The following is a 609-nucleotide window of genomic DNA, read 5'->3' as shown; positions in this document are numbered from 1 at the left end:
TCGGCACCCCGAGGAACGGGGGCAGGTCACCGCCCCCGGCCACCTGCTTCTCGGCGGCGCGGGCGTCGGCCATCAGCTGCTCGTCGTCGCGCCAGACGATCGAGTTGACCGGTCCGTCGAGCCGGTCCACCCGGTCCAGGTAGTACTCGGCCACCTCCACCGGGCTGATCTCGCTGCGTCGGATGGCGGCCGCGAGCGCGGTCGCCGTCGTCGTGGGTTCCATGGGTCCTCCCCGCTGGTCGTGGCGAGGAGCATGGCGCGACGCACGTCACATGTTCTTGCTCGTGAGCGCGTTGTTCTTGCACGGGGCGGCACAGATCGTGACGCCGGGCACAGCCGTCAGCGGAGCTGCTGGACCACCCGGCACGGCGGAGCCGGCGAGCTCGCAGCCGTGGCGGCCCGGTCCCGCCCGTCGCGCTTGGCCCGGTACAGCGCGGCGTCCGCAGCCGAGTAGAGCGACCGGACGTCGAGGGCGTGGTCGGGCGCGTGGGCCACACCGACGCTGATGGTCAGCACAAGCAGCGAACCGTCGGGGAGCTGCAGCGGGGTGCCGCGGACGGCCTCGACCAGGTCACCGGCCCGCGCGGCGGCCACCCCGACGGGGCACCC

1 protein-coding gene and 1 pseudogene are annotated in these 609 nt (G+C 73.9%); both read right to left on the bottom strand.

Annotated features, from left to right (window positions below; genetic code table 11):
- Nucleotides 1-223: pseudogene (locus M3677_RS16810) on the bottom strand (amidase family protein); the annotation flags it as partial.
- A gap of 116 nt (nt 224-339) precedes the next feature.
- On the bottom strand, nt 340-609 hold a 270-nt coding region (locus M3677_RS16805; RefSeq protein WP_251161112.1), incomplete at its 5' end, for a diguanylate cyclase.

Origin of the sequence: Curtobacterium sp. P97 (assembly GCF_023712445.1) — a bacterium.
GTDB lineage: Bacteria > Actinomycetota > Actinomycetes > Actinomycetales > Microbacteriaceae > Curtobacterium.
This window is presented reverse-complemented; position numbering and strand designations above follow the sequence as displayed.